The organism is Amycolatopsis sp. CB00013 (assembly GCF_001905755.1).
GTDB lineage: Bacteria > Actinomycetota > Actinomycetes > Mycobacteriales > Pseudonocardiaceae > Amycolatopsis > Amycolatopsis japonica.
In genome coordinates, this window is record NZ_LIWC01000001.1 from 1229072 (window position 1) to 1255212 (window position 26141).

Genomic DNA, 26141 nt, shown 5'->3' on the forward strand with positions numbered 1-26141 from the left:
CTACCGGCCGACGGCCTTCGCCGCCGCGACCGCCTGACCGGCGTACGACCGTCCGAAAAGGACGGTGTGGACCAGGAGCGGGAAAAGCTGGTGCGCGCCGATCCGGTCGGTCCAGCCGTCGGCGAGCGGGGCGACCTCCTGGTAGGCGGCGAGCACCCGGTCGAGCAACGGGCAGCCGAACAACTGCAGCATGGCGAGATCGGTTTCGCGGTGGCCGCCATGCGCCGCCGGATCGATGAGCGAGGCTTCGACAGGCCCCCACAGCACGTTGCCGTTCCACAGGTCGCCGTGCAGACGCGCCGGAGGTTCCGCCACCTCCGGGAGCCGCGCGCAGGCCCGCTCGATGACTGCGGCCTCGTCAGCGTTCAGAGTGCCCTCGTCGACCGCGCGACGGACATAGGGCAGGACTCGATACTCGGCGTACCACCGCGACCAGTCGTTTCCTGGCGTGTTCTTCATCGGGGCCAGGCCGATCCACGCGTCGACGAGGCCGTCCGGCGGCGCCGCGCCGAACGCGGGCGCGCCCGCCGCGTGCAGTGCCGCGAGCCCCCGCCCCAACCGCTCCGCGGCGTGATGAGTCGGCCGCCCTCCGCCGACCAGATCCGTGACCAGCCACTCGTCGTCGTGGCCGCGCACCTCGGGCACCCGCACGGCACCGGGCTCCCCCAGCCATCGCAGGCCCGCGGCCTCCGCGGGTATCGCGTTGCGGGCATGACCCCGTTTGACGACCACGGTGTCGCCGCTGTCCAGCACCACTTCGGTCACCCCGCTCGAGAGGCTTCTCTGCCCGGAGACAGCGCGTCCGGTGATCCTCGTGGCAGCCTCGGCAGGCGGCGAAACCTGGGTCATGTCCGCAACCTACCTCCGCCGATCGGGTGAACGCTCGTTGGCTAAAGTGCACTTCGGGGGAAATCCAAATGTTTTCACTTTTCCGAGGGGAGATCGGTCGTGCCCACACGTCCGAGAGTTCGTCATGCCGTCGTCACCGCGATGCTCGGCGCCGCGCTGGTCGGCTGCACAGCACCGCAGAACGTTGGTCAGGCCCGGAGCGCCGGCGCCACCACTTCCGGCGAGACGTCGGCCAGTGAACCGACGACGACGCCGAAGCCGTATCTCACCACCACGCCGACCCTGGAGGTCACCGGCGAGGCGGTCAAACCGGGCACGAAGCTCAAATTCGGCGAGCAGGCGATCATCCCGTTCTACAGCCACTACGCGAAGGGCGTCATCGGGCTGACGGTCACCGTGGAATCGGTCAAAGCGCCCGACGCCGACATCGACGGCCTGCCGCTCAAGGACGAGGACAAGGCGAAGCTGCGGGGCAAGAATTTCTTCTTCGTCCGCGAGAAGCTCACCAACGTCGACGGCTCCAACATGGCCGAGGTGTACACCCCGATCCTCAGTGCGAAGACCAAGAGCGGCGGCTGGCCGGGTTCGCTTCTGGGCATGGGCGACGCCGACGTCACCGGGTGCGAGGACCAGAATTTCGCGCCAAAGGACTTCTCGACCAAGGGCGCGGTCTTCGAGTCCTGCCGTCTGCACTTCGGGGTCGCGTCCGATCCGATCACGTCGCTGTCGTACACCTCGCAGCCTTACGAAAGCGCCGATTCACGCGCCGTCACGTGGCGGAACAAATAGCCCCGCCGGTTTCCCGGCCTCGGTCGGGCTGCATCCGGTCAACGCCCGGAACTCCCGGACGAGATGCGCCTGATCGCTGTAGCCGCCCAGGTGCGCGACCTCGGCCCACGGAAGGGACGACGCCCGGCTCATCAACGCCAGCACCCGATTGAGCCGGGCGATCCGCCCGGCCGTGCGGGGATTCAGCCCGATCTGTTCACGAAACCGGGCGTTGAGATGTTGCCTGCTCCAGCCGACCTCGTCCGCGAGAGCGTCGATGCGGACCGGGCCCGCCGAAAGCCGGTCCCACGCGTGCCGGACCGGGGCGGCCAGCACGGGGCCGCGAGCCAGCTTCGCCGCGAGATATTCGTCCAGCAGCCGGAATCTCTCCGCCCAGTCCGCCGCCCCGGCCAGCCGCTCGGTCAACGCCCTGACCGGCAGAAGCGCGGACGCCGCGACCACCGAATTCGTCAGTTCCCGCAACGGAATCCCGAACAACGCGTACGCACCGAGCGGGGTCAGGGTGACCACGATCCCGCGCGAAGCTCCGGTCTGTTCGACACGCAACGGCCGGTCTCGCAGCCCCAGCACCGGCGAAGGGGGAACCCCGGCACCGCGGGCCGGGGCGTCGAGGTCGATCATCCAGGTGAGCACTGACAACGGGGTGATCTGCCAGGAGTTCGCGCCCACGTCGGGTAGGTCGTGCGCGACGTAGCTCGCCACGTGGGCGGCAAGCGCGGGATGGGGCCACCGGAGAACCCGCTCGCCGGGTGCGCGGGCGATATCCCGCCGCGGCACCACGAGACCCCACCCGCCCATGCCTTCAGCTTACTTTCGTTCAAGACCGGAAACGCGGCTTTGCTTAGCGTTCGGCTCATGCAGAAAATCGGGGGTTTCAAAAATCCGGCGGCCGAGAAGCACTACTTCGCCGCCTATGACCGCGCCATGGCCGAGTGCCCGGACCCGGACGCGGTCTTCGACGTCGAAACGCACCATGGCACCACGCGGGTCTACCGCTACGGGAACGACGGCACGCCGATCGTCCTCTTGCCGGGGCTCATGGCCACTTCCGCCTGTTTCGCGACCCTGATCCCCGCTTTGGCGGAGCGGCACTCGGTCTACGCGATCGACACCCTCGGCGAAGCGGGCCGAAGCGTGCATAAGGCCACGTTCAGAGACATCCGCGACCGGGCGAGCGCTCTGAACGACGTCTTCGAGAACCTGGGACTGACCGACGTACATCTCGTGGGCGGTTCGACCGGCGGCTGGCACGCGGTCAACCAGGCGATCCACGCGCCCGGAAGGCTCGCGTCCATCGGCTTGCTGGACGCCACCACCGTTTCGGCGCCGTTCTCCCGGCGCGTGTCCTGGTACGGCTTGCCCGTGGCCGTACTCGACAACGACCGCCTGTGGCGGCGGTTCGTGGCGTGGACCGCCGGGGAGGACGTCCTCGACCAGCCCGCCGCGCGGCTGATCCTCGCCGGGATCCGGTGCTATCGCGCCCGGGTGCCGTTCCAGGTTCGCCCGAGCGAAGCCGCGTTACGGTCCATCGAAGTGCCCACGTTCGCCCTGTTCGGCGGACGCAGCGTCGTGCACGATCCGGTCAGCGCCGCTACACGACTCGAAAGCCTCATCCCCCATGCCGACGTCGAAATCCTGCCGGACGCCGGTCACTATCTCTATCTCCGCCCGCCTGATCGCGACCGGATCATCGAGCGCGTCCTCGGCCGGGTCGGTTAAGCGGCCTGAGCACCGAAACGGCGGCGCGCGGCGGCCAGGCTGGCCCGGCACGCGGCGATCAGCCGGGCGGAGGCGGCGCTTTCGCCGTGACCGCACCGAGGGCAGAACATCGTGACGTCGCCGGACAATTCGTCGATGGAGACGGTCAACGCGGTCGCGCACGAACGGCACCAGCGGTGCCGTGTGATCGGGTTGACGTGCAGCGGCGAAGCCACGCATTGGTGGATCCAGCGGCCGTGCACGTGACAGGTCAGCCGGTCGTCCGGGGACAGGCGGCCGACGTCTTCCGCGTCGTCCTCCATCGCCAGCAGAACCGGCAGGGTGCGGCTCACCGGGTTCAGCCGCGTGGTCGAGGCCAGTGTCGTGGTGTTCATCGCTTTCTCCTTCCGGCTCTTATCAAGACGTCGAACAGGGAGTGCCAGATACGACACGGCCGGGCATCTTTTCCCGAAGAGCTCCCCCTCGTGGGTGAATTGATCTTGGTCGAATCCGAACCGTTACCCCATTCGGGTTAATGGCGCGTATCTTTCGGATCATGACGGCCGCACTCGTTCCACTGTCCACATCAGACAGTCGTGGCCGCGGCTACCTGGTGTTTCCCCCCGCCGGCGGCACGCTGCGCGCGTTCGACCCGCTCGCCGGCGCGGCCGATGCGGACGTTCGGGGCGTCGAATACCCCGGACACGGGGAAAGGCTCGCGGAGCCCCCGGCTTCCGCCGTCGAAGAACTCGCCGCGCAGTCGGCCGCCGCGATGCCGGCGGCCTGGTTCAGCCGTTGCGTGACGATCGGATTCGGCATGGGCGCCTTCGTCGCATTGGAAACGGCTCAACGGCTGGGTGTGTCGCCTCGCGCGCTGATCGTCGTGGACGCCTGCGCCCCGCAACGGCGTTCACCGGACAAGAACGCCAAAGCGGGGGCCTCGGCGATGGCACGGGTTTTCGGCCGCACCGGGCTCACCCCCGTCGCGGGCTACCGCGATTCGCCCGAAAGCTGGGAGTACGCCCTGGACCTGCTACTCGGCGATCTCCAGTTGCTGAACGCCTACCGCGGGCCCGCCAGGACCCAGCTCTTGTGCCCGATCGCGGCGATCCGCGGCACCGACGATCCCGCGACCGCTTCGGGCGACGACGCCACGGGCGGCTGGCGGGTGTGGACTTCCGGTCCGTTCGTGGGCCGTGTCGTCCCCGGCGGCTACCTGGGCGTTCTCGACTCCGGCCGAGAGGCCGAGTTCTGGGCGCGGATACACCGGCTGGAAGAGGCCTTCGTGGCCGCCCACCCCGAGGTGGCCTAGGGCGACTTACACCGGTGACGTCGTCCGACGGTCGCCGCGGCCGGAGCCGCCCCCTTAATTTCGTCCCGTACCAGGCGTTTCGCGGGAGGAATCAGGGATGCTCAGCAGGAGAAGGTTCGCGCAGGCCGTCGTCGCCGCGACAGCGGGTGCCACCGTGGCGGGCTGCTCGGCCCAGCCCGCGGCGGCACCGGTGGCCGCGCCCGCCACGACCGGCGGGAACACCTCGTTCGGCCCGCTCAAGCAGATCGACGCCGGGGAGCTGAGCATCGGTTATGCCGAAACCGGCCCCGCCGACGGCCCGGTGGTGGTCCTCCTGCACGGCTGGCCCTACGACATTCACAGCTACGTCGACGTCACCCCGCGCCTGGCCGCGGCCGGGTACCGGGTGATCGTGCCGTTCCTGCGCGGCTACGGGCCGACGCGGTTCCTGTCGAAGGACACGTTCCGCAACGGCCAGCAGTCCGCGATCGCCGCCGACATCGTCGCGCTGCTGGACGCGCTCAAGATCGAGAAGGCCGTCTTCGGCGGCTTCGACTGGGGCGCCCGCACGGCCGTGATCATCGCCGCGCTGTGGCCCGAGCGCTGCAAGGCGCTCGTGTCGGTGAGCGGCTACCTGGTGACCAACCGGGAGACGAACAAGCAGCCGCTCTCCCCCGCCGCCGAACTCGGCTGGTGGTACCAGTACTACTTCGCCACCGAGCGCGGCATCCTCGGCTACACGAAGAACCGGCACGACTTCAACAAGCTGATCTGGAAGATCGCGTCGCCGAAGTGGACCTTCGACGACGCGACCTACGACCGTTCGGCGGCCTGTTTCGACAACCCGGACCACGTGGCCATCGTGATCCACAACTACCGGTGGCGGCTGAGTCTCGCCGAGGGCGACCCGAAACTCGACGCCCTCGAACAAAAGCTCGCGCAAGGGCCGGCGGTTTCGGTGCCCACCATCACGATCGGCAGCGACTTCGACGGCCCGAACACCGACGGCAAGGCGTACCGGTCGAAGTTCTCCGGCAAGTACGAGCACCGCGTCCTGAACGGCATCGGCCACAACGTGCCGCAAGAGGCGCCGGAGGAGTTCGCCAAGGCCGTCATCGACGTCGACCGGTTCTAGCGGGCCCCGGTGAGGTGTTCGAGGGCCAGCTGGGACAGGCGGATGAAGCCGTAACCGCGTTCCGCCGCCTTGTCCGGATCGAAGTCCTCGAACGCCGACCGGTCCGCCAGCAGATCCGCCGCCGTCTCGCCCTCGTTCAGCGTCGGCGTCGCGAGCTCGGGGACCAGTGCGGCGTCCAGGGCGGCCCGCACCTCGGGATCGGCACGGAAGGCGCGGGCACGTTCGGCGAACAGCACATAGCTGGCCATATTGGCCTCGGCGCTGGCCCACACGCCGTCCATGTTCTCCGTGCGCAGCGGCTTGTAGTCGAAGTGGCGCGGCCCGTTGTAGCCACCGTGCTCCAGCAGATCGACCAGGAAGAACGACGACAGCACGTCGCCGTGGCCGAACACGAGGTCCTGGTCGAACCGCGGGCCGCGCTGGCCGTTGAGGTCGATGTGGAACAGCTTGCCCTGCCACAGGGCCTGCCCGATGCCGTGGACGATGTTGAGCCCGGCCATCTGCTCGTGCCCGACCTCGGGGTTCACGCCGACGATCTCGTGGTTGTCGAGGGTGGAGATGAACGCGAGCGCGTGGCCGATGGTCGGCAACAGGATGTCGCCGCGCGGTTCGTTCGGCTTCGGTTCGAGGGCGAGCCGGAGGCCGTAGCCCTGGTCGAGGACGTACTGGGCAAGGAAGTCGATGCCCTCGCGGTAGCGGTCCATCGCCGCGCAGACGTCCTTCGCGGCGTCCGTCTCGCTGCCTTCGCGGCCGCCCCACAGCACGAACGTCGACGCGCCGAGTTCGGCGGCGAGGTCGAGGTTCCGCAGCACCTTCCGCAGCGCGTAGCGGCGGACGTCACGATCGTTGCTGGTCAGGCCGCCGTCCTTGAAGACGGGGTGGCTGAACAGGTTCGTGGTCACCATCGGGACCACGAGACCGGTCTCTGCCAGCGCGCCCTGGAAACGCTTCAGCTGCCGCGCGCGGTCGTCGTCGGCCGAACCGAACGGAACGAGGTCGTCGTCGTGGAAGGTGATCCCCCAGGCGCCGAGGTCCGAGAGGCGGTGCACGGCTTCGACCGGGTCGAGCGGAGGACGGCTCGCCGGACCGAACATGTCGTTCGCCTGCCAGCCCACGGTCCACAGCCCGAAGCTGAACTTGTCCTCACGCGTCGGTGCCTGAGCCATCTCGCCTCCTATTAGTTTGATGCCTGAACTTATCGACGCCCGGCCCGGCGGGTCAAGGCTTTCGTTCAGGCATCGAACGAATACAATCGCGCGATGATCGGCACGCGCCCGGCGGGACAGCACACCGTGCGGCAGCACAACGCCGCGCTCGTCCTCAGGGCGATCGCGGACGGTCCCGGCACGTCGCGGGCAGGCCTGGCCGCCGCCACGGGACTCACGAAGGCGACCGTGTCGAGCGTGGTCGACCGGTTGATCGCCGCGGATCTGGTGGCCGAAGGCGAGCCGGAACAACGCGTCGGCCCCGGGCGGCGCGGTACCGTCGTTTCGCTCTCCCCCACCGGCCCGCACGGACTCGGCATCGAGATCGGCGTCGACTACCTGGCGTCCTGTCTCGTCGATCTGACCGGCGCCGTCCGAGCGCAGGAGGTCCGATACGCGGACAACCGGACCCCGCGGGTTTTCCAGCGCGTGTCGGCGTTCCTGCGTAAAGCCCGGAAGCAGGCGGACGCGCTGGGCGTCCCGGTCGGCGGCGTCGGTATCGCGGTGCCGGGCCTGGTCGAATCCGGCCTCGTGCGGCTCGCCCCCAACCTGGGCTGGCGCGACGTCGATCTCGCCGACCGGCTCGGCGGGACGTTCACCGTCGCCAACGAAGCGAACTTCGCGGCGCTCGCCGAACTCTGGCACGGCTCGGCGTTGCCGGATTTCGTCCACGTGTCGGGTGAGATCGGGATCGGGGCGGGCATCGTGCTGGACCGCGCCCTGTTCGAAGGCGTCCGCGGCGCGGGCGGCGAGATCGGCCACCTGCCCGTGGCGCCCGACGGCCCACCGTGTTCCTGCGGCGCGAACGGCTGCCTGGAACGGATGGCCGGCCAGGAAGAGATCCTGCGGCTCGCCGGCGCGGAAACGGTGGACGAACTGGTTTCCTCACTGGAATCCGGCGACGCCGCCGCGCTCTCCGCGGTGACCACTGCCGCAGGGCATCTCGGCGTCGGACTGTCCACTGTGGTCAACCTGATGGACGTCCCGGCGGTGGTGCTAGGCGGAACCTACGCGCGGCTGGAGCCGTGGCTGCGTGAGCCACTCCTCGCCGGACTGGAACGCCGCGTGCCCAGCACGGCGTGGTCGCCGGTGCGCGTCGTCCGCTCGGCGCTCGGCACGGGCGCCGCCGTCCGCGGCGCCGCCGGCTCGGTGATCCGCGGCATCCTCGCGGACCCCGAGCACCATCTCACGACTCACTCGCCATCCGATCAGGACGCTCGGGATCGGTGACCCCGGGCAGCGACGCTTCGATGGCCTGCGCGCGCTCCTCGATGTCCGCGCGCTGGACGCGCCTGGCGTAGGCGATGAGTTCGTCGCGATCCGCGTGCGGGAGCCAGCCCTGCTCGCAGCCGGTCTCCAGCCGCACGAGGTAGCGCACCAGCTCCGCCGACTCGGCGCCGAACTCCCGCATGCGGCGCGTCAGCAGTTCCGCCGCGGCGAGGTAGCCGTTGTTCCAAGCGTGGACCGCCAGCAGTTGCGCGGTCGCGGCGAGGATGTCGCCGAGGTGGAACCCGCCCTCCGCGGCGAGATGCCCGGCGATCCGGAAACTGCGTCTGCCCTCGCCGACCGGCCCCTCCTCGCGAATCGCCTCGAGCAGCGCCCCGATCTGCCGCGTCAGGTAGTCCTGACCCGCGTCCTCCACCGTCACCGCATTCCTCCACCCAGTCGCCGTGATCGCAGGAAGGTGTCAATGGGGTGTACGGCAGATACATCGAATGCCGAACCGTTATCACCCGAATGGCGTGTGTCGGTCAACAGGGTGCCACCGCTCCGGTCTCGCCCGTGGGGCACCAACCCGGATGCTCGCGGAGCCACTTGTCGCGCTGTTTCTCGACGTCGCGCTGCGTCATCCCGCGTCCGGCATTGACGCAGCCGCCGGTCTGGCATTTGGTGTTCGTCCCTGGCTCGTAGCACTGGTTCTCGTCCTTGCAGCGGGCCGCTCCCCGCTGGTCCGCCTTCGACCGTCGTGGGCACCTCAGTGCTCGGCAGGTCCGTCAAGACCGGTTCGACGCTCGTGGCGACCGCGAACAGGACCAGCACACGCGCCACGATTCCTCCGCCTCCGCCATCGAACCCGCCTGTATTCGGCGGAAGCGCGGAGAGCGTTACAGCGTCTCCGAGGTCAGCCCGTGGTGGCGGTGTTGATCGCCCGCGCGTAGTCGGCGGCCGTGCCTTGCGCCGAACACTTCTTGATGTCGTCGTACAACCACATGAAGCCACCCGGAATCCCCGCGGACGACTTCCACGCCCGCATCTTGCTCTCCACCTGAGGGGGCGAATCCCCCGCTGTGCAGCCGGAGCCGTTCTTGCTCCAGAGTCCCGGATCCACCGGCATGCCGAGCGACCGCGTCCAGGTCGCCGGGTCGTTGCCGCTGCCACCCGCGTACGCCTGCAGGTACACGCGATCGACCAGGCCGCCGAGCCCGTTCTTCACGCCTTGCCAGTACGACACCGCGGTGTACGGAGCGAGCGTGAAGTTCCGGTAGCCCATCACGTTCGCCATCCGCGCAAACGTGACGGTGGAGTCGACGTCGTAATGCGCTTCGTCGTCGTTGTTGATCGCGTCCGCGCCGGTGGCGTTCTTCAGCGCCAGGAAGTTGCGGTACAGCACGGTGCCGCTGCCGGTGCCGTCGCGCGTGATCAGGTTGTCGATGGCTTCCCAGTCCGGGGTGCCCCAGGCACCGACGGAGACCTCGATGCGATCGACCGACGTCGGCGCCTGTTTCAGCGTCCGCAGCCGCGCCGGCCATCCCGCGTCGCCGACGTACTGACCGTCTTTCACAACGAGGTGATCGTTGTAGTACAGATCCCCGTTGTCGTGGACGTGGATGCTCCACAGGATGACCGTGGTGAAACCCGACGACCGCAGGACGTCCATGACGCCCTGACCGTCCTGATAGAACGGACCCCCGCCATAGATCGCGGACCGGCCGGCCGCGGCGGGGCTCACCTGCGCTTCGGCCGTATCCGGTTGACTCGTTTGCACGATCGACGCGGCGACCACCAAGGCCACCGCTGTTCGCACCCAGGTCCACCGCATCAGGTCAGCTCCCTTCGGCCTGCTTCGGAGGGTATGAGATTTTCCAACGGTGCGGCCAGGTTTGTTCGGCGACCTGTCCGGTGGAATGGACCATTCGGCTCACGCCACCAGTCGCTCGACGACCAGGAGTGCTCCCACCAGGATCATCGAGACTCCGGAAACCCGGGAAACGACAAGGGAAACGGCGGGGCGGGCGCGCAGCAGGGCTTGTGCTCCCACGCCGACGCAGGGGTAGACCATCGCGCAGGTGCCGACGAAGGTCAGCCCGAGCACGGCCAGCTGGACCGGGATCGGCCAGCGCGCGGCCGGGTCGGTGAACTGCGGCAGCATCGCGACGAAGACCAGCAGTCCCTTGGGATTCAGCCCGCTGACCGCCATCCCTTCCAGCAGCGTTCCACCCCGGCTCCCGACTTCCCCAGGAGCGCTACCCGGCGTCGACGGATGGCGCACCGTCTTGAATCCGAGCCAGATCAGGTAGAGCCCGCCGGCGACGGTGAGCGCGAGCAACGCGATCGGCGTCGACGCGACGAGGACGCCCAGTCCCGCGGCGACCACCAGCGTCATGGCCAAGTAGCCAAGAACGATGCCGCCGGCGGCCGGCAGGACCTGGCGACGAAGTCCGGCGCTGATCGCGAAAGCCCAGTCGGCGCCGGGCACCGCGATGAGCAGGGCCGCGACGCCCCAGAAGGCGAGGACGGATCCGAGAGGCATGCTCGAAAAGCTATTCGCGATCAGGCCAAAGGTGCTTCCAACTTCTGCTCCCTACTGCGCTGAGCGTGGAAGAATCTTCCCCATGGACGCTGTCGATCGGAAGATTCTTGCCATCCTCCAGGAGGAGGGGCGCCTGACCCTCACCAAACTCGCCGAGCGGGTCCAGCTGAGCGCGTCGCCGTGTCACCGCCGGCTGCGCGCGCTCGAACGGGACGGCACGATCAGCGCGTACCGGGCGGTGGTCGATCCCGCCGCGCTGGGGCTGAACTTCGAGGCGCTCGTGTTCGTCACCATGCGGCAAGAGGACCGCGAGACGTTGCTGAGCTTCGAAGACGCCGTCACGCGGATCCCGAACGTCCTGCTCGCGCAGCGTCTTTTCGGCGACCCCGACTACCTGCTACGCATCGTCACCGCCGACCTCGCCGCATATCAGCGGCTCGAGGACGACGCGCTGTCCGCGCTGCCGGGGGTGCAGCGGCTGAACTCGACGCTCGTGATGAAGCAGGTGGTCAACGACCGGCCGCTGCCCACCACCGCCTCGTGAGCGGTGAGGGTGAACCGTCCCCTATGTACCTACCAGTCCGAAGTCCGTGAAGGCGTGACTCGCGTGATCAGGGACGTAACTCGCGTGACTGGAGGCCGCACTCGGGTGTTCCGCCGCTGATCACACGAGTTCCGCCTTCGATCACGTGAGTGCGGCGCCACGTCCTCACCACTCACGAGGGGCGACGCCTGGCTGCTCCTCGAAGATCAGCCAAGTCCGCGTCGAGCGCACGCCGTCCAGCGCCTGCAAACGTTCCAGGACGACATCCCGCAGCGAAGCGTTGTCCGGTGTCCGCACCAGCAGCAGGATGTCGAAGTCGCCACCGACGAGCGAGACATGCTCGACGAACGGAATTTGCCGCAGCTCGGCGGACATCGTGCGCCACGACGTCTGCTCGACGGTGATCAGGATGTACGCGCTCGTTCCGAGCCCGGCCCGCCGAGGGTCGATCCGGGCGCCGAAGCCGGTGATGACGCCTTCGGACATCAGCCTGTCCAGCCTCGCGTAGGCGTTGGTGCGCGAGATGTGCAGCCGTTCCGCCAGCGCCCGGACGGCGAGCCTGCCGTCCGCGGTCAGCTCGGCGAGGATGGCGCGATCGATGTCGTCGAGGGCAAGGACCGTTCGTCCCGGATCCGGCCCGTGAGCCACGCCACTACCGGACGGTCGGCCCGGCTGAACCGATTCTGCCGACAGTTTGTCGCTCATTTCGCGCACCTCTTGAACACTAGGACTCCGGAAACCACGATCTCAGCATCATATGTCTGTGAAAGGTGGTGCTGCGCCATGTCGCGGGGGACCCCTGCCGCCGCGTTGCTGCCGTCCGGGATCCCGGTGCGGTTCCTCGCCGAGGACGGCACGCGCGTCGACGAGCACGGTGACTACACCGTGCCGCCGGCCGAACGGCTCGTCGAGGCCTACCGGCTGATGGTGCTCGGCCGCCGGTTCGACGCGCAGGCGACCGCGCTGACCAAGCAGGGCCGCCTCGCCGTGTACCCGTCCAGCGCCGGCCAGGAGGCCTGCCAGGTCGCGAGCGCGCTCGCCCTCACCGACGCCGACTGGCTCTTCCCCACCTACCGCGACTCGGTCGCGCTGGTCGCCCGCGGCCTCGAACCGGGCGAGATCCTGACGCTGCTCCGCGGCGACGCGCACTGCGGTTACGACCCCGCCAAGACCCGTGTCGCCCCCCAGTGCACGCCGCTGGCGACGCAGACCCTCCACGCCGCCGGGCTCGCCCACGCGATGCAACGCCGGGGCGAGGACGCCGTCGCGTTCGCGCTCATCGGCGACGGCGCCACCAGTGAGGGCGACTTCCACGAGGCGCTCAACTTCGCGGCCGTGTTCAAGGCGCCGGTGGTGTTCTTCGTGCAGAACAACGGGTTCGCGATCTCCGTCCCGTTCGAGAAGCAGAGCGCCGCGCCCGCCCTGGCGTACAAGGGTGTCGGCTACGGCGTCCGCTCCGAGCAGGTCGACGGCAACGACGCCCTCGCGGTCCTTTCCGTACTGGACGACGCCGTCGCGCACGCGCGTTCCGGTCGCGGGCCGGTCCTGGTGGAGGCGCACACCTACCGGATCGACGCGCACACCAACGCCGACGACGCCACCCGTTACCGCGACCAGGCCGAGGTCGAGAAGTGGCGAGCGGCCGACCCGGTTCGCCGTCTCCAGACCTATCTGACGACCGAGAACCTGTTGTCCGACAACGACATCGAGCGATTCCGGGCCGAGGCCGAGACGTTCGCCGCCGGAGTGCGCGACACCCTCAACGCCGACGTGGAGCCGGATCCGTTGTCGCTGTTCGAGCACGTGTACGCCGTCCCGACCCGTCAGCTGGCCGCCCAGCGGGCGCTGGTCGCGGCCGAACTGGAGGCCTGATGTCCGAGCTCTCGATGGCACAAGCGCTCAACGCCGCCCTGCGTGACGCGGTCAAGGACGACGACCGCGTGCTGATCTTCGGCGAGGACGTCGGCCCGCTCGGCGGCGTGTTCCGGGTGACCGACGGCATCACCGCCGATTTCGGGGAGGAACGCTGTTTCGACACGCCCTTGGCCGAGTCCGGCATCGTCGGTTTCGCGGTCGGGATGGCGATGGGCGGGTTCCGTCCGGTGGTCGAAATGCAGTTCGACGCCTTCGCCTACCCCGCGTTCGAGCAGATCACCTCGCACGTCGCGAAGCTGCGGAACCGCACCCGCGGCGCCTTGTCGCTGCCGATGGTCATCCGGATCCCCTACGCGGGCGGCATCGGCGGCGTCGAGCACCACTGCGATTCGAGCGAGGCCTACTACACCCACACGCCCGGCCTGCGCGTCGTCACACCCGGCACGCCCCAGGACGCCTACGACCTCCTGCGCGACGCGATCGACTCGCCGGATCCGGTGATCTTCCTCGAACCGAAATGCCGCTACTGGTCGAAGGAACCCGTGTCCTTCACCCGGGAAGGCGCGGCCATGGACCGCGCGATCGTGCGCCGCGAGGGCAAGGACGTCACGCTCATCGCCTACGGCCCGATGGTCGCCACCGCGTTGGAGACCGCGGAGGCCGCGACCGCCGAAGGCTGGGACGTCGAGGTGGTCGACCTCCGGTCGCTGAGTCCGTTCGACGACGAGACCGTCGCCGCCTCGGTGCGCCGCACCGGCCGTGCGGTCGTCGTCCACGAGGCGGCCGGGTTCGGCGGCTACGGCGCCGAGGTGGTCGCCCGGATCACCGAGCAGTGCTTCCATCAGCTGCACGCGCCCGTCCTGCGCGTGACCGGGCTCGACATCCCTTACCCGCCGCCGAAACTGGAGCGCCATCAGCTTCCGGACGTCGACCGGATCCTGGACACCGTCGCCCGGCTGCAGTGGAACGACGAACCGGTGGTGGCCGGTGCCTGATTTCCTGCTCCCCGACCTCGGCGAGGGCCTGACCGAGGGCACCATCGTCACCTGGCTCGTCGCGGAGGGCGACACCGTCGGCGTCGACCAGACCGTCGTCGAGGTCGAGACCGCGAAGGCCGCCGTCGAGGTGCCGGTGCCGTTCGCCGGCGTCGTCACCCGCCTCCACGGTGAACCCGGCCAGTCGCTGCCCGTCGGCGCTCCCCTGCTCACCATCGGACCCGGGTTCAGCGAACCCGGCGTGACGACCGCGAGCGAGGGCAGCGGCAACGTCCTCATCGGCTACGGCACGACCACCACGACCAGGCGCCGCCGGACGCGCACCGTCGTCGCCACCCCGGAGAAGCCGTCGAAAGCGCCGGGCGTGATCTCGCCGTTCGTCCGAAAAATGGCCGTGGACAACAAGATCGACCTGACGAAGCTGACCGGCACCGGTCCGGGCGGCATCATCCGGCGCGCCGACGTCGAAGCGGCCCTCGCCGTCCCGGAGCAGCGAGACGGCGAGACACGGATCCCGCTGACCGGCGTCCGCAAGGCGGTCGCGGACAAGCTGACGACCTCGCGGCGTCAGATCCCCGAGGCGACGGTCTGGGTCGACGTCGACGCGACCGGGCTCGTCGCCGCGCGGAAGTCGCTCAACGCCTCGGCGCCGGATCGTCCGGTCAGCCTGCTCGGTCTCGTCGCCCGGTTCGCCGTCGCGGGGCTGCGGAAGTTCCCCGAGCTGAACGCTCGGGTGGAAGGCGACGAGATCGTCCAGCTTCGGGACATCAACCTCGGTTTCGCCGCGCAGACCGACCGCGGTCTCGTCGTGCCGGTGGTCCGCGACGCGGGCTCACTGTCCACAAGGGAGCTTTCGGCGGCGATCGGCGACCGGACGACGCAGGCCAGGGAAGGGAAGCTCGGCCCGGCAGGCCTCACCGGCGGAACCTTCACGGTCAACAACTACGGGGTGTTCGGGGTGGACGGCTCCGCCGCGATCATCAATCACCCGGAGGCGGCGATCCTCGGCATCGGCCGGATCATCGACCGCCCTTGGGTGGTCGACGGCGAGCTGGTGGCGAGGAAGATCTGCGAGCTGACCCTGGCGTTCGACCATCGGGTGTGCGACGGCGGGACCGCGGGCGGGTTCCTGCGGTTCGTCGCGGACTGTGTCGAGTCGCCGATCACCGCGCTCGGGGACCTCTGAGCGGGTCGCACAACCGACGGTTGTGACCCGCCAACGACCCGTTGTTCGACTTCGGGGCTCCGCCTTGCTTTGATCTCGCGCGTGACTGGGAGATCGCTGGGGCGACGGTTCGGCTGGCTGTGGGCGGCATACGCGGCGAGCGCGTTCGGGACGAGGTTCGCGTTCGACGCGTTCAGCCTGATCGCCATCGTCGTACTCGGCGCGGGCACCGCCGAGGTCTCGTTGCTGGCGGCCGCCGGTCTCGTCGTGGGCGCGGTGGTCGCGCTGCCGCTCGGCCCGTGGGTCGAGTTCCGCCGCAAACGGCCGGTGATGATCGCGATGGACCTCGTCCGGTGCGTGGCTTTGCTGACCGTCCCGGTGGCGTACGCGTTCGGGTTGTTGGGATTCGGCCAGCTTCTCGCGGTGTCCGTCGTCGTCGCGGCGGCCGACATCACGTTCCTGGCCGCCAGTGGGGCTTTCCTCAAAACCCTGCTGCCCCGGGAAGATCTGCTGGTCGCGAACGCCCGGTTCGAGTCGACCACCTGGACGGCCACCGTGCTCGGGCCGCCGCTCGGGGGTTTCGCCGTCGGCCTGTTCGGGCCGGTGATCACGATCGCCGCCGACGCGGTCAGCTATCTGCTTTCGGCGCTCGGGATCCGTGCCGTCGGTGGTTCGGAGCCGCCGCCCGCGAAGCCGGAAGGCGCCCGGTTGACCGGCCGCGACCTGCGGGAAGGCTGGCGATTCATCCTCGCCCATCCGTTGTTGCGGCCCCTGTTCGTCAACACGATCGTGGTCAACGGCCTGATCATGGCGACCGCGCCGCTGTTCGCCGTGCTGATGCTCGGGCAACTCGGCTTCGCGCCTTGGGAGTACGCGGTCGCCTTCGCGGTGCCCTGTCTCGGCGGGTTGATCGGGGCGCGGCTCTCCCGGCCGTTGGTCGCCCGGTATGGCCGGGACAAGGTCCTCTTCGTCTTCGGGTGGCTGCGGGTCTGCTGGCCCGTTGGGCTGGTCTTCATCCAGCCCGGTGTTCCCGGCCTGATCCTGGTCATCGTCGTCGAACTCTGCCTGATCACCTGTATCGGTGTATTCAACCCGGTACTCGCCACCAGCAGGCTCGAACAGGTGCCCCTCGACCGCGCGGCCCGCACGCTGTCGGCCTGGTCGATCGCCGGGAAGCTCACCACCGCCGGCCTGACCGCGCTGTGGGGCCTGCTCGCGGTATTCACCGGCCCGCGCGCCGCGGTCGGCATCGCGGGGGCGCTCATGCTGGCGACGCCGCTCCTGCTCCCCCGAAACCGTCGGACCCCTGTGCCAATATCCGGGCATGTCGATCAAGAGAGTGGTCACCGACCTCGAGACCAAGACGCTGGCGGAAGCGAAGGCCTTCTACGTACAGGTTCTCGGCTTCGAGGTGGTGATGGATCACGGCTGGATCGTGACCCTGGCCGATCCGGAGCGGCCGGATGTCCAGCTGAGCCTCATGACCCATGACGAGACTGCGCCCGTCGTGCCGATCGCTTCGATCGAGGTCGACGACGTCGACGCGCGCTACGCCGCGGCCAAGGCCTCCGGCGCGGAGATCGTGCACGAACTGACCGACGAACCGTGGGGTGTCCGGCGGTTCTTCGTCCGGGATCCGAGCGGGCACGTGGTCAACGTCCTGTCCCATCGCTGACGTCCGAAGGGGGTTTCATCAAAATTTCATGACTCGTCCCTAGCGTTCGACCACGCACCGTAGTCGAACGAAAGGACGATGAATGTGAAGAAACTCAGGGGGGTCCTGGCGGCGGCCGCACTGGCCACCGGCTTGATCAGTGTCATGGCGCCGTCGGCCCAGGCCGACCAGGCGCGCTACTACATCCTCGTCGGCGGCACTTGCGACGGGGCCGCGACCGTGTACAACGACGCCTGGTTGCGAGGCGGGATCAAGAAGGTGGTCCACTACCCGGCAGGGGCCGCCGGAGCACCCAACTGCGACCAGACGCCCATGGACCAGAGCGTCGCCCGCGGGCACGAAGAGGCCCGCCGTGTCGTCCAGAGCTCCTTCGACGAGAACCCCGGGGCGGAATTCACCGTCGTCGGCTACTCGCAGGGCGCCCTCGTCGCGAACCTGGTGCTGAACGACATCGCCGACGGGAAACTGGCCGTGGACAAGTCACGGTTCCGGGCGAAGATCTTCGCCGACCCGATGCAGCCCGTCGGTCCTCCGGGACGCGGGATCAGCGCGGTGCTCCCGGCGGGAACCGGGGCACCGTCGCCGTTCGGCGGCTACGTGTCGTTCGGGCCCGGCCGCACCGACTTCGGCGGCATCCCGTTCATCCGCTACTGCATCGAAACCGACGGTGTCTGCCACTTCGACACCATCGAGGCGCCTGGCGGCTATTTCGCCCAGCACCTCTGCTACCAGTGGGCCCGTCCCACCGATCACCGTTCGATCATGGAGGACACGATCGCGGACGGCGTGTACACCAACGGATCGCACGCGCTGCCGCGGCAGAACTGCCGTCCTCCGTGGCCTTCGGTGTGACCGGCTGAAGACGGCTGCCGCCCGGCGCCCGATAGCCGGGTGACAGCGGTTCGGGCGATGGCCCGCCCACAGTGTCGTGGGCGGGCCATCGTCGGACTACTGCCTGCTTGATGGATGTATGTCCGATTCGCGATGGGGTCGGCCCCCGAGCCGTCCGCCTGGACACGCGTGTCGTCCGTCTGATCACACGCGCCGGCCATCCAGTCACGCGATACCGCCACCTCGCGCATCAGCCCCGCGCTAACCCGAACCGCCACTCGTGATTCCTGTACACAGGCGTCGGCCGATCCCTCATCTCACCGGGTGAAGGACGCTTTACCCGCGTCGTATGCGGGTAAAGCGCCCTTCACCCCGAGACCAGAATGGTGCGAACTACCGAACCGGCAGGCCTTCCGGTGCCGGAGCATGACCCACCGGCCGGGCGGTGAACGTGCCCCGGCCCTGGGTCCGGCTCCGCAGCCGCGTCGCGTAGCCGAACAACTCGGCCAGCGGCACCGTCGCGGTGACCACGGTCGTTCCGGCGCGCACCACCGATCCCAGCACCCGGCCACGCCGGGCGGCGAGGTCGCCGAGCACCACGCCGACGGCGCTTTCGGGCACCGTGACGGTCACTTCGGCGATCGGCTCCAGCAGCGTCATCGCACCGGCGGCCAACGCGGCCCGGAGCGCGAACCGTCCGGCAGCCCGGAACGCCAGCTCCGAAGAGTCCTTCGGGTGGGTCGCCCCGTCCGTCAGCGTGACCCGGACACCGGTCACCGGATGCCCGCCGAGCGGGCCTTCCGCCAGCGCGTCACGGCAACCCGCTTCGACGGCACGGACGTATTCCCGCGGCACCCGGCCACCGACCACAGTGGACTCGAACGCGAACTCTCCTTCCTCCAGTGGTTCCGTGTCGATGACGACGTAGGCGAACTGCCCGGCGCCGCCGTCCTGTTTGACATGCCGGTGGACGAAACCGGACACGCCGCGCGCGACCGTCTCGCGATAGGCGACCCGAGGCCGTCCGACGCCGACGTCCAGCCCGTGGTCGCGCCGGATCTTCTCCACCGCCACCTCCAGATGCAGTTCACCCATCCCCGACAACAGGGTCTGACCGGTCTCACGATCGGTCCGGACGACCAGCGACGGATCCTCCTCGACCAGCCGTGCCAGCGCCGACATCAAGCGTTCCGTGTCGGTGCCCTTCCGCGGTTCGACGGCGACCGAGACGACCGGATCGGCCACGACGGGCGGCTCGAGGAGGATCGGCGCCGACGGCGTGCACAGCGTCGCGCCGGGACGGACCGTCTTGAGCCCGACCACCGCGACGATGTCGCCCGCGACGGCGCTGTCGACCCTGGTGTGCCGGTCCGCCTGAACCCGCAGGATGCGGCCGACGCGCTCGCTACGGCCGCTGCCCACGTCCATCACCGCCTCCGAAGTCCGGATCGTGCCCGAATACACCCGCAGGAACGTCAACCGCCCGGTGGCGGTCGAGGTCACCTTGAACGCCAGTGCCGCGAACGGTGCCGACGGATCGGCGGGACGTTCCTGGCCCGTGCCTTCGTACTCACCTCGGACCGGCGGAACATCCGACGGCGCGGGCAAGTACGCCACCACGGCTTCCAGCAACGGCTCCACCCCGCGGTTGCGGTAGGCCGAGCCGCACAGGACCACGACGCCGTCGCCGGTCCGGGTGAGCTCGCGCAGCGCCGAGACCAGCGTGTCCGTCGACACCGCCGACGACGCGCAGAATTCCTCCAGCGCACCAGGATGAGCTTCCGCCACGGCCTCGTCGAGCAGGCGCCGTCGCCGGTTCGCTTCGTCCACAAGGGACTCCGGAATCGGCCCTTCCTCGGCGGCCTCGGCGCCATCGGTCCAGACGAGTGCCCGCATCCGCAGCAGGTCGACGACGCCGACGAAACCGTCTTCCGCCCCGATCGGCAGCTGGACCACCAGCGGACGCGGATGCAGCCGCTCCCGGATGGACGCCACGGCCGCGTCGAGGTCGGCACCAGCGCGGTCGAGTTTGTTGACGAACGCGATCCGCGGCACGCCGTGTCGATCGGCCTGTCGCCACACCGATTCGCTCTGCGGTTCGACCCCGGCGACGCCGTCGAACACGGCGATCGCGCCGTCGAGGACCCGCAGCGACCGCTCGACCTCGTCGGAGAAATCGACGTGGCCGGGGGTGTCGATCAGGTTGACGCGATGGCCGTCCCACGAACAGCTGACGGCGGCGGCGAAGATGGTGATGCCACGGTCTCGCTCCTGGGAATCGAAGTCGGTGACGGTCGTGCCGTCGTGGACCTCACCTCGTTTGTAGGTGGTGCCGGTGACGTACAGGATCCGTTCGGTGAGGGTGGTCTTGCCGGCGTCGACATGGGCGAGGATGCCCAGGTTGCGGACGGCGGACAGCGGGACGGTGCGCATGGCGCAGGCCTTTCGAGCTGAACTGGTGGAAACTCCGACGGCGCGATTCGGCGAACGCGGACAGGCAGGTACCCCCGTTGCGCGGCAACGGGAAGAGGTCAGGCGTTCGTGAGACGGGCCGGTGCTAGCCGCGCGGCTGGCACCGGGTGCGCGGAGACACCAGGATCACCTCGTAGCGAGCCGAGGGGACGACGACGGCGTGGTGATGACGCACGGTCCTGTCCTTCCTCGCCGGGGTGATTTCGTGGCGAGTGTAGCCACTCCGCTGTGGACCGCGAACCGGTTTTCCGCGAATCCGGGGGAAACTGGTCGGCGACCGACAAGTTTCCGGCGATGGCGGTGTCCATCCCTTCGAGAGACACCACAAGAGGAGGGAACCCGGTATGCGGGTGGACGAACTGCTGGCCCTGGCGAAAACCGGTGACGGCGAGGCGTTCCGTGATCTCGTGGCGCCGTACCGCCGTGAACTGCAGGTGCACTGCTACCGCATCCTTGGCTCGGTGCAGGACGCCGAGGATTTGCTGCAGGAGACGCTGCTGGCCGCGTGGCGCGGGATCGACGCGTACGAGGAACGCGCGTCCATCCGGACCTGGCTGTACCGGATCGCGACCAACCGCTGTCTCAACGCGCTCCGGGCGGGCGCCCGCCGCCCGCACGACCACGCGGCCTACCGACCGGAGGTCCCCTTGCCCGAGCCGACGCGCCGCCGCCCCGAACCCAGCTGGCTGGAGCCGTACCCGGATCTGCTGCTCGCCGAGATCGCCGACCGGGTGCCCGGCCCGGAGGCTCGCTACGAGGCCAGGGAGTCGATCTCGCTCGCGTTCCTGGCGGCGCTCCAGCGGCTTCCTCCCCGGCAGCGGGCCGTGCTGGTCCTGCGCGACGTCCTCGGGTTCCGCGCGGCCGAAGTGGCCGGGATCCTCGACACCACCGAGAACTCCGTGACCAGCGCGCTGCACCGGGCGCGGTCGGCGCTGGCCGAGGAGATGCCGCCGGGTGAACGGGAGTCCGCTCCCCTGCCCGATTCCCCGCGGGAACGCCGGATCGTCGACGAGTTCACCCGCGCCTTCGAGAACGGCGACGTCGAGGCCATCGTGGCGCTTCTGACCGACGACGCCTGGCTGACCATGCCCCCGCTTCCCCTGGAGTACCAAGGCCCGGAGGCTGTCGGGCACTTCCTGGCGACCGTGGCGCTCTGCGATGGCCGCCGGTATTCGCTGATCCCGACCCGCGCCAACGGTCAACCCGCTTTCGGTTGCTACCTCCGCGACCCGAGGACGCCCATCGGCCACGCGCACGGCGTGCTCGTGCTGGAACTCGCGGGCGATCGGGTCACCGCGGTGACCCGGTTCCTCGACAACTCACTGCTCGCGGCCTTCGGGCTGCCCCGCTCGCTGCGCGGCTGACACCCGCACTTCCCTGACCACGCCCCGCGGGGCGTGTGCCTCGTCATGCCCGGAAACCCTTCCACCAAGGAGAAATCTTGACCCCGAAACAGGCGTGGGTCCTGGCGCTCGCCTCAGTGGCGTCGTTCATGATGGCGCTGGACAGCCAGGTGGTGACGACGGCGCTGAGCACGGTCCGCGAGGATCTGTCCGCGTCGATCGAGCAGCTCGAATGGATCGTCAACGCCTACAACCTCAGCTTCGCCGTCCTGCTGCTCACCGGGGCGGCGCTCGGCGACCGGTTCGGCCGCCGCCGGATGTTCGTCACCGGTCTCACGGTCTTCACGCTCGCTTCGGTGGGCTGCGCGATGTCCGGGGACATCGGCACGCTGATCGTCGCGCGGGCGGTGCAGGGCGCCGGTGCCGCGATGGTGCTGCCGCTGTCGCTCACCCTGATCAGCGCGATCTTCCCGCCCGAGCGGCGGGGCAAGGCGATGGGGCTCTACCTGGGGCTCACCGGGCTGGCGACGTTCAGCGGCCCGTTCATCGGCGGTGTCATCGCCGAAGGGCTGGCGTGGCAGTGGATCTTCTGGCTCAACCTGCCGGTCGGCGTGGCCGCGGTCCTGCTGACGCTCCGGCGTGTCGACGAGAGCACCGGCCCTGGTCACCGGCTCGACCACGGCGGCGTCGTCCTGGTGTCCTTGGGATCGCTGGGCATCGTGTGGGGCCTCGTCCGCGGAAACCTCGCGGGCTGGGACAGCGCCGAGGTCCTGGGCTCGCTGACCCTCGGCGTCGCGCTGGTGATCGCCTTCGTGTCGTGGGAGCGACGCAGCGAAGCGCCGATGCTGCCGATGCGGTTCTTCAGGCTGCGGGCCTTCTCGACGGCCAACGCGGCGAACTTCTGCGTCTTCGCCTCGCTGTACGGCACGTTGTTCTTCCTGCCCCGGTACTTCCAGACCGCGCAAGGTCTCGGGCCGTTCGAGGCGGGGCTGCGGATGATGCCGTGGACCGCGACCCTGATGATCTGCGCTCCCCTCGCTGGAAAGCTGGCGGACAGGTACAGCGCGCGGATGTTCGTCGCCGTCGGATTGCTGCTCCAGACGGTCGGTATGAGCTGGATCGTGCTGGTCGCCGAACCCGGCGCGGGCTATGCCGTCCTGCTGCCGGGGCTGATCGTCAGCGGCGCCGGGATCACGTCGGCCATGCCCGCCGCACAGCGCTCGGCCGTCGGAGCGGTGCGGCCCGCCGAGATCGGCCAAGCGTCTGGCGCGTTCATGACGTTGCGGATCTTCGGCGGGGTCTTCGGGGTGGCGGTGGGGGTCGCCGTCTTCGCCGGCGCCGGAAGCCATCTGTCCCCCGAGGAGTTCGGCAGCGGCTTCACGGCGGCGATGGCCGCTGTCGTCGCGTTCGCCTTCGTCGGCATGCTCGTCGCGCTACGCATGCCGGCCGCCCTGTCCACTACCGATCGAGGAGGAAGCCGATGACCGATCCGAAGACGCAGGCCGAAACACTGCGAGGCCTTCACGGCGGGGAAATGCTCGTGCTGCCGAACGTCTGGGACGCGGCGAGCGCCGAAATCGTCGCGGAGGCGGGTTTCCCCGCGGTCGCCACGGCGAGCGCCGCCGTCTCGGCGATGCTCGGGTACCCCGACGGCGAAGGCGCGCCGTGGCAGGAGATGTTCGCGGCGGCGGCGCGGATCGCCCGCGTGGTAACGGTCCCGGTCACCGTGGACGCGGAAGCCGGTTACGGCCTGGCGCCGCGGGAGTTCGTGGAACGGTTGCTGGAGACGGGAGCCGTCGGCTGCAATCTGGAGGACACCGATCACCGGTCGGGCGGACTGGCCGACGCGGACGAGCACGCCGAGCGGATCGCGGAGATCCGTTCGGCCGCGACCGGCGCCGGGGTCCCGATCGTCGTCAACGCGCGGGTCGACACGTTCCTGGGCGACCGCGGGATCCCGGAGCGCGACAGACTCGCCGAGGCCATCCGGCGCGGCAGGCTCTACCGGGAAGCCGGTGCCGACTGCGTGTACCCGATCGGGGTCCGGCGCCGGGACGATCTCGCCGCGCTGGTCACCGAACTCGCGTGCCCGGCGAACGGGAACGTCGGCGAGGAACTGGATCTGGCCGCACTCCGCGACCTCGGTGTGGCGCGGGTGTCGTACGGCCCGCGCTTCTATCGCGCGGCACTGGAGGGATTCCGCACCGCGATCGGGAATCTAGAGGGGTGAGGCGTCGCGAAGGCCACTTTCACAACCTTGCGAAAGTGGCCTTCGCGTCGTCACTTGCAGAACGCGGTGTCCACAGTGGCCATGACGGCGTTCGAGCCCTTCTCCCCGTCGCCGAAGGTCCCCGGCATCGCGGTAACCGCGAGACCGACGGTGCGGCCGTCTTCCGTGGCGCCACCGCGGGTTTCGAACCCGTGGATGTCCCCGCCGTGGCCCCAGTACACGCCGCCGCAGCTGAGCGGGTTGCTCATCAGGCCGAGCCCGTACTTCGTCCCCGGGAACAAGGGCGCGTCGACCGTCTTCCGCATTTCGGCCAGCTGCGCGGCGGGCAGCAGCCTGCCTTCGAGCAGCACGCGGAAGAATTCGCCGAGGTCACTGGGTGTCGAGATCAGCTGACCGGCGGCACCGCCCCAGGACGGATCCAGTTCGGTCGCGTCGATCACCTTGCCGGTGGCGGCGTTGCCGATGGCGTAGCCCTGCGGGTGCCGTCCCTGGATGGTCTGGTCACCGACCTGCGGCCAGTAGGTGTTCTTCAAGCCCGCCTTCTTGATCACGCGTTCGGTGATCTGCTCGTGGAGCGGGCGTCCGGTGACCTTCTCGATCACCATTCCCGCCAGCAGGTACCCGGTGTTGCTGTACTCCCACTTGGTGCCGGGCGCGAACTTCGCCGGGTGGCTCAGTGCCGCGGCGAGCAGCTCGTGGGTGGGGAAATACCGGTGCTGCACCTGTTCGAAATCCTGAAGTCCCAGGTACTCGGTGTAGTTCGGCAGCCCGCTGGTGTGCTGCAGGAGGTGCCGGATGGTGATCTTGGTGGCGTCGATGCCCTCTCCGCGCACGATCCCGGGCAGGTACTTCTCGATCGGCGCGTCCAGTTCGACCTTGCCCTCGGCCACCAGTTGCAGGACCGCGACCGCCGTGAACGTCTTGGTGTTGCTGCCCGCGCGCACCCTGCCGTCACGCGGGACCGGGACCTGGCGGTCGATCCGTGACGAGCCCGCGACCAGCGACGTCGTCCGCCTGCCGTCGGACACGGCGGCCAGCGCGGCGGGGAATTTCTCCTGACGCACCAACGAGTCGAGGCTCTTCCGCAGCTCCGCGCCCTTGGCAGGAGCCGCGTCCGCCGCCGTCGTCCACGCGGCGCCCATCAGCCCCGCCACTGTCAGGACCACCACACCCTTGCGTACCGTCATTCGCACTCCCTCTCCGACGAAATCGACACTGACAACATTGGCCGATGCGGAGGCGAAGATCAGCAGTGCAGGCTCCCGAATCCGGGGTGGTGCTGGCGCTACCCCACGAAAATTTTCGACCCGAATTCGTCCCACCATTGTCCGCGCGGGACGTGGCTGGGCTAAGGTCAGTCCGGTAAGTGGACTAGACCACCCGAGGCCGGGAGGCGACGATGCCCCTCGACGAACAGCAGACCTGGGCACTACTGCGAGAGCTGGACGAACCCGGCCACTGGGAGGTGCCGCACGACTTCGACGGACCGGCAGCACGGGCCCGGTTCGAGCGGCTGGCCGAACGATTCGAGCGACTGTTCGACTGTTCCTGTGAAGTCGACCGCCATGTCCAGGACGCCAGCCACCTCGGCCGGATCGTGATCCCGGCGGACGCGACCGCCGCGCTGGACCAGGTGACCGTGACGGTCAGCAACTTCGGCGGTCTCGTCGCGGTGACACTGGGAAACCCGGGCAGCTACGACGAAGACGAGGAACGCGAGTTCTTCCCGGCACAGGTGCGAAGACAGGTCGAAGACGAGCTGGAAGCGCTCGGCTACCTGCCCGTCTCCGAACACCCGCTGTGGACCAAGTACACCGGGATCAGCGGATTCGACGCGCTTTATCCGCCGGATAGGCCACCTTCCTGGTGGGACCGGTTCTTCGACTACCTCTAGACGAGCACGCCGACGAGATCCGCCGCGTTCGGCGCGCTGACGAGCACCTCGTCGAAGGGGAGCCCGGCGACCGCGCGATCGATCTCGATCCGCAGCCCCGGCACACCCCGGCGAGCCGCCACCAGCTGACGCGTCCCTGTCCCCAGCCCCCAGTAACCCACCTTCAGCACTCCGCTGATCAGCACCCCGGCCCGTCCCCCGCGCGTCCGTCGCACGGGCTCTTCGACGAGCTCGACGGCCTTGATCGCCGACGACGGCACGACCACTTCGTCACGCCATACGGCCAGCCGCTCCCAGGACGAGAACCTCACCCGCACTCCGCCATCGGCGATGTCGATCGTCGCCATCATGACCACCTTCCCCTGCATAGCCAGCTGATGTAGTTGTTATAGTAACTGT

General features: G+C 69.1%; 26 protein-coding genes and 1 pseudogene. 16 read left to right on the forward strand and 11 right to left on the reverse strand.

The annotated features are described in order from the left end of the window. Positions 1-849, reverse strand: a complete 849-nt coding sequence (locus tag AMK34_RS05450; RefSeq protein ID WP_073843373.1) for a fructosamine kinase family protein — start codon at positions 847-849, stop codon at positions 1-3. A gap of 99 nt (positions 850-948) precedes the next feature. Between AMK34_RS05450 and AMK34_RS05455 the strand changes: the two genes are divergently transcribed. Continuing rightward, positions 949-1638, forward strand: a complete 690-nt coding sequence (locus tag AMK34_RS05455; RefSeq protein ID WP_073843375.1) for a hypothetical protein — start codon at positions 949-951, stop codon at positions 1636-1638. Here AMK34_RS05455 and AMK34_RS05460 read toward each other — a convergent pair. Continuing rightward, the gene (locus tag AMK34_RS05460) at positions 1609-2436 is read right to left on the reverse strand and encodes a helix-turn-helix domain-containing protein (RefSeq protein WP_073843377.1); all 828 of its coding nucleotides are present in this window, start codon (positions 2434-2436) and stop codon (positions 1609-1611) included. The genes AMK34_RS05455 and AMK34_RS05460 overlap by 30 nt on opposite strands. 57 nt (positions 2437-2493) lie before the next feature. Here AMK34_RS05460 and AMK34_RS05465 point away from each other — a divergent pair, with 57 nt between their 5' ends. Beyond that, positions 2494-3357: an alpha/beta fold hydrolase gene (locus AMK34_RS05465; RefSeq protein WP_073843379.1), complete on the forward strand. Its 864-nt coding sequence runs from the start codon at positions 2494-2496 to the stop codon at positions 3355-3357. On the opposite strand, the gene AMK34_RS05470 is transcribed toward AMK34_RS05465, so the two are convergent. Further along, positions 3354-3731, reverse strand: coding sequence for a hypothetical protein (locus tag AMK34_RS05470; protein ID WP_038513142.1), 378 nt, complete (start codon positions 3729-3731; stop codon positions 3354-3356). The two genes, AMK34_RS05465 and AMK34_RS05470, sit on opposite strands and share 4 nt — an antisense overlap. 161 nt (positions 3732-3892) lie before the next feature. Here AMK34_RS05470 and AMK34_RS05475 point away from each other — a divergent pair, with 161 nt between their 5' ends. Then, positions 3893-4648, forward strand: coding sequence for a thioesterase II family protein (locus AMK34_RS05475; RefSeq protein ID WP_073844590.1), 756 nt, complete (start codon positions 3893-3895; stop codon positions 4646-4648). Between the two features lie 97 nt (positions 4649-4745). Then, positions 4746-5762: an alpha/beta fold hydrolase gene (locus tag AMK34_RS05480; protein ID WP_073843381.1), complete on the forward strand. Its 1017-nt coding sequence runs from the start codon at positions 4746-4748 to the stop codon at positions 5760-5762. Here AMK34_RS05480 and xylA read toward each other — a convergent pair. After that, complete coding sequence (xylA, locus tag AMK34_RS05485; RefSeq protein ID WP_073843383.1) at positions 5759-6928, reverse strand: xylose isomerase; 1170 nt, start codon at positions 6926-6928, stop codon at positions 5759-5761. The genes AMK34_RS05480 and xylA overlap by 4 nt on opposite strands. A gap of 93 nt (positions 6929-7021) precedes the next feature. On the opposite strand from xylA, the gene AMK34_RS05490 reads away from it, so the two are divergent. Then, complete coding sequence (locus AMK34_RS05490; protein ID WP_073843384.1) at positions 7022-8197, forward strand: ROK family transcriptional regulator; 1176 nt, start codon at positions 7022-7024, stop codon at positions 8195-8197. Here the strand turns inward: AMK34_RS05490 and AMK34_RS05495 are convergent. From AMK34_RS05495 to AMK34_RS05505, 3 genes are all read right to left on the reverse strand, one after another. Continuing rightward, positions 8154-8615, reverse strand: coding sequence for a hypothetical protein (locus tag AMK34_RS05495; RefSeq protein ID WP_037338385.1), 462 nt, complete (start codon positions 8613-8615; stop codon positions 8154-8156). The two genes, AMK34_RS05490 and AMK34_RS05495, sit on opposite strands and share 44 nt — an antisense overlap. Positions 8616-9089: 474 nt before the next feature. Further along, entirely contained in the window at positions 9090-10007 is a 918-nt protein-coding gene (locus AMK34_RS05500; RefSeq protein WP_073843386.1) for a lysyl endopeptidase, read from the reverse strand. 99 nt (positions 10008-10106) lie between these two features. Continuing rightward, positions 10107-10718: a LysE family translocator gene (locus AMK34_RS05505; RefSeq protein WP_073843388.1), complete on the reverse strand. Its 612-nt coding sequence runs from the start codon at positions 10716-10718 to the stop codon at positions 10107-10109. Positions 10719-10800: 82 nt separating this feature from the next. Between AMK34_RS05505 and AMK34_RS05510 the strand changes: the two genes are divergently transcribed. Continuing rightward, a complete protein-coding gene (locus AMK34_RS05510) occupies positions 10801-11262 on the forward strand; it encodes an Lrp/AsnC family transcriptional regulator (RefSeq protein WP_073843389.1) in 462 nt (153 codons plus the stop codon). Between the two features lie 165 nt (positions 11263-11427). Here AMK34_RS05510 and AMK34_RS05515 read toward each other — a convergent pair whose 3' ends face one another. Beyond that, positions 11428-11967, reverse strand: a complete 540-nt coding sequence (locus AMK34_RS05515; protein ID WP_233629649.1) for an Lrp/AsnC family transcriptional regulator — start codon at positions 11965-11967, stop codon at positions 11428-11430. A 78-nt stretch (positions 11968-12045) separates the two neighbouring features. On the opposite strand from AMK34_RS05515, the gene pdhA reads away from it, so the two are divergent. The 6 genes and pseudogenes from pdhA to AMK34_RS05545 all read left to right on the forward strand — a co-directional run bounded on the left by pdhA (position 12046) and on the right by AMK34_RS05545 (position 17824). Beyond that, on the forward strand, positions 12046-13134 hold the full coding sequence (gene pdhA, locus AMK34_RS05520; RefSeq protein WP_073843391.1) for a pyruvate dehydrogenase (acetyl-transferring) E1 component subunit alpha: 1089 nt from the start codon (positions 12046-12048) through the stop codon (positions 13132-13134). Next, positions 13134-14132, forward strand: a complete 999-nt coding sequence (locus tag AMK34_RS05525; protein WP_038513128.1) for an alpha-ketoacid dehydrogenase subunit beta — start codon at positions 13134-13136, stop codon at positions 14130-14132. The genes pdhA and AMK34_RS05525 overlap by 1 nt, the downstream gene beginning before the upstream one ends. Then, positions 14125-15318 carry a dihydrolipoamide acetyltransferase family protein gene (locus tag AMK34_RS05530; protein ID WP_073843393.1) on the forward strand — a complete coding sequence of 398 codons (1194 nt, stop codon included), beginning with the start codon at positions 14125-14127 and terminating at the stop codon, positions 15316-15318. Before AMK34_RS05525 ends, AMK34_RS05530 begins: the two co-directional genes overlap by 8 nt. An 81-nt stretch (positions 15319-15399) precedes the next feature. Continuing rightward, positions 15400-16788 carry an MFS transporter gene (locus AMK34_RS05535; RefSeq protein WP_073843395.1) on the forward strand — a complete coding sequence of 463 codons (1389 nt, stop codon included), beginning with the start codon at positions 15400-15402 and terminating at the stop codon, positions 16786-16788. Then, positions 16697-16972: pseudogene (locus AMK34_RS05540) on the forward strand (VOC family protein); the annotation flags it as partial. The gene AMK34_RS05535 and the pseudogene AMK34_RS05540, both read left to right, overlap by 92 nt. A gap of 78 nt (positions 16973-17050) precedes the next feature. Then, the gene (locus AMK34_RS05545) at positions 17051-17824 is read left to right on the forward strand and encodes a PE-PPE domain-containing protein (protein ID WP_016334513.1); all 774 of its coding nucleotides are present in this window, start codon (positions 17051-17053) and stop codon (positions 17822-17824) included. A 372-nt stretch (positions 17825-18196) separates the two neighbouring features. Here the strand turns inward: AMK34_RS05545 and fusA are convergent, their stop codons facing one another. Next, positions 18197-20236: an elongation factor G gene (gene fusA, locus AMK34_RS05550; RefSeq protein ID WP_073843398.1), complete on the reverse strand. Its 2040-nt coding sequence runs from the start codon at positions 20234-20236 to the stop codon at positions 18197-18199. A gap of 383 nt (positions 20237-20619) precedes the next feature. Here fusA and AMK34_RS05555 point away from each other — a divergent pair, with 383 nt between their 5' ends. The 3 genes from AMK34_RS05555 to AMK34_RS05565 all read left to right on the forward strand — a co-directional run bounded on the left by AMK34_RS05555 (position 20620) and on the right by AMK34_RS05565 (position 23848). After that, positions 20620-21639 carry a sigma-70 family RNA polymerase sigma factor gene (locus AMK34_RS05555; RefSeq protein WP_073843400.1) on the forward strand — a complete coding sequence of 340 codons (1020 nt, stop codon included), beginning with the start codon at positions 20620-20622 and terminating at the stop codon, positions 21637-21639. A 77-nt stretch (positions 21640-21716) separates the two neighbouring features. Beyond that, positions 21717-23102, forward strand: a complete 1386-nt coding sequence (locus AMK34_RS05560) for a DHA2 family efflux MFS transporter permease subunit (protein ID WP_073843402.1) — start codon at positions 21717-21719, stop codon at positions 23100-23102. Then, positions 23099-23848, forward strand: coding sequence for an isocitrate lyase/PEP mutase family protein (locus AMK34_RS05565; protein ID WP_073843403.1), 750 nt, complete (start codon positions 23099-23101; stop codon positions 23846-23848). Before AMK34_RS05560 ends, AMK34_RS05565 begins: the two co-directional genes overlap by 4 nt. A gap of 50 nt (positions 23849-23898) precedes the next feature. Here the strand turns inward: AMK34_RS05565 and AMK34_RS05570 are convergent, their stop codons facing one another. Next, positions 23899-25035 (reverse strand): serine hydrolase domain-containing protein, encoded by a 1137-nt coding sequence (locus AMK34_RS05570; protein WP_073843404.1) that lies wholly within the window; start codon positions 25033-25035, stop codon positions 23899-23901. Between the two features lie 212 nt (positions 25036-25247). Between AMK34_RS05570 and AMK34_RS05575 the strand changes: the two genes are divergently transcribed. Further along, positions 25248-25742, forward strand: coding sequence for a hypothetical protein (locus AMK34_RS05575; protein WP_073843406.1), 495 nt, complete (start codon positions 25248-25250; stop codon positions 25740-25742). On the opposite strand, the gene AMK34_RS05580 is transcribed toward AMK34_RS05575, so the two are convergent. Further along, complete coding sequence (locus AMK34_RS05580; RefSeq protein WP_073844592.1) at positions 25739-26089, reverse strand: hypothetical protein; 351 nt, start codon at positions 26087-26089, stop codon at positions 25739-25741. The two genes, AMK34_RS05575 and AMK34_RS05580, sit on opposite strands and share 4 nt — an antisense overlap. Between the last annotated feature and the right edge of the window lie 52 nt (positions 26090-26141).

Bases quoted from the DNA above. Each gene is read 5' to 3' on its own strand.
- AMK34_RS05450 (WP_073843373.1), bottom strand. From the start codon at position 849: ATGACCCAGGTTTCGCCGCCTGCCGAGGCTGCCACGAGGATCACCGGA.
- AMK34_RS05460 (WP_073843377.1), bottom strand. From the start codon at position 2,436: ATGGGCGGGTGGGGTCTCGTGGTGCCGCGGCGGGATATCGCCCGCGCA.
- AMK34_RS05465 (WP_073843379.1), top strand. From the start codon at position 2,494: ATGCAGAAAATCGGGGGTTTCAAAAATCCGGCGGCCGAGAAGCACTAC.
- AMK34_RS05470 (WP_038513142.1), bottom strand. From the start codon at position 3,731: ATGAACACCACGACACTGGCCTCGACCACGCGGCTGAACCCGGTGAGC.
- AMK34_RS05475 (WP_073844590.1), top strand. From the start codon at position 3,893: ATGACGGCCGCACTCGTTCCACTGTCCACATCAGACAGTCGTGGCCGC.
- AMK34_RS05480 (WP_073843381.1), top strand. From the start codon at position 4,746: ATGCTCAGCAGGAGAAGGTTCGCGCAGGCCGTCGTCGCCGCGACAGCG.
- xylA (WP_073843383.1), bottom strand. From the start codon at position 6,928: ATGGCTCAGGCACCGACGCGTGAGGACAAGTTCAGCTTCGGGCTGTGG.
- AMK34_RS05490 (WP_073843384.1), top strand. From the start codon at position 7,022: ATGATCGGCACGCGCCCGGCGGGACAGCACACCGTGCGGCAGCACAAC.
- AMK34_RS05500 (WP_073843386.1), bottom strand. From the start codon at position 10,007: ATGCGGTGGACCTGGGTGCGAACAGCGGTGGCCTTGGTGGTCGCCGCG.
- AMK34_RS05505 (WP_073843388.1), bottom strand. From the start codon at position 10,718: ATGCCTCTCGGATCCGTCCTCGCCTTCTGGGGCGTCGCGGCCCTGCTC.
- AMK34_RS05510 (WP_073843389.1), top strand. From the start codon at position 10,801: ATGGACGCTGTCGATCGGAAGATTCTTGCCATCCTCCAGGAGGAGGGG.
- AMK34_RS05515 (WP_233629649.1), bottom strand. From the start codon at position 11,967: ATGAGCGACAAACTGTCGGCAGAATCGGTTCAGCCGGGCCGACCGTCC.
- pdhA (WP_073843391.1), top strand. From the start codon at position 12,046: ATGTCGCGGGGGACCCCTGCCGCCGCGTTGCTGCCGTCCGGGATCCCG.
- AMK34_RS05525 (WP_038513128.1), top strand. From the start codon at position 13,134: ATGTCCGAGCTCTCGATGGCACAAGCGCTCAACGCCGCCCTGCGTGAC.
- AMK34_RS05545 (WP_016334513.1), top strand. From the start codon at position 17,051: ATGAATGTGAAGAAACTCAGGGGGGTCCTGGCGGCGGCCGCACTGGCC.
- fusA (WP_073843398.1), bottom strand. From the start codon at position 20,236: ATGCGCACCGTCCCGCTGTCCGCCGTCCGCAACCTGGGCATCCTCGCC.
- AMK34_RS05555 (WP_073843400.1), top strand. From the start codon at position 20,620: ATGCGGGTGGACGAACTGCTGGCCCTGGCGAAAACCGGTGACGGCGAG.
- AMK34_RS05565 (WP_073843403.1), top strand. From the start codon at position 23,099: ATGACCGATCCGAAGACGCAGGCCGAAACACTGCGAGGCCTTCACGGC.
- AMK34_RS05570 (WP_073843404.1), bottom strand. From the start codon at position 25,035: ATGACGGTACGCAAGGGTGTGGTGGTCCTGACAGTGGCGGGGCTGATG.
- AMK34_RS05575 (WP_073843406.1), top strand. From the start codon at position 25,248: ATGCCCCTCGACGAACAGCAGACCTGGGCACTACTGCGAGAGCTGGAC.
- AMK34_RS05580 (WP_073844592.1), bottom strand. From the start codon at position 26,089: ATGGCGACGATCGACATCGCCGATGGCGGAGTGCGGGTGAGGTTCTCG.